Source organism: Arthrobacter sp. B0490 (assembly GCF_002929355.1).
Classification (GTDB): Bacteria; Actinomycetota; Actinomycetes; order Actinomycetales; family Micrococcaceae; genus Arthrobacter_D.
The window spans coordinates 1-573 of sequence record NZ_PJIR01000136.1 but is presented as its reverse complement, the minus strand read 5'-3'; the positions used below and the strand labels follow the sequence as shown (position 1 = coordinate 573).

Annotated in this window: 2 pseudogenes; both read right to left on the bottom strand. The window is 60.9% G+C overall.

What is annotated here, in order from left to right:
* Positions 1–189, bottom strand: a pseudogene (locus CXQ97_RS21135) (helix-turn-helix domain-containing protein); the annotation flags it as partial.
* A gap of 88 nt (positions 190–277) precedes the next feature.
* Positions 278–573, bottom strand: a pseudogene (locus tag CXQ97_RS21130) (alkene reductase); the annotation flags it as partial.

Sequence of the window (573 nt, the reverse complement as noted above, 5' to 3'; positions counted from 1 at the left end):
CAGGTAATTCGAAACGGTGGACTGCGACAACCCCACACGCTCTTGGATGATGCTGACGCAGACACCCAGCTGTTCGGGATCGGCTTCCTGCTCGGGGAAGTTGGTCTTCGGGTCCTTCAGCAGGGTAAGAATGGCCAGGCGTGTGGGGTTATCCAGGGCCTTCAGCGCTTCACTGATGTCTATGCTCATATCCGCGGCAGGTAATGGGTTTTCGCGATCTTACGATACTTTGTCGGTGCTGGCTGCGTGCACGCCACGGCCGTGCACGCACGCCGACTCAGTGCGCGTACACCGGGTAGTCGATGTAACCCTTTTCGGTGCCGCCATACATGCTGCTGGCATCCAGCGGGTTCATCGGCCAACCGTTAGCGATACGCGCCGGCAAGTCGGGGTTGGCAATGAATGGACGGCCGAAAGCGATCAAATCCGCCCAACCTGCCTCAACTGCCGCAGCGGCGCGCTCGGGGGTGTATTTGCCTGCGTAGATGATCGCGCCGTTGAACGCCGCACGAACCGCCTCTCTGAAACTGCTGGGCAGTTCGGGCGCGGTGTCCCAATCGGCCTCGGCCAGTG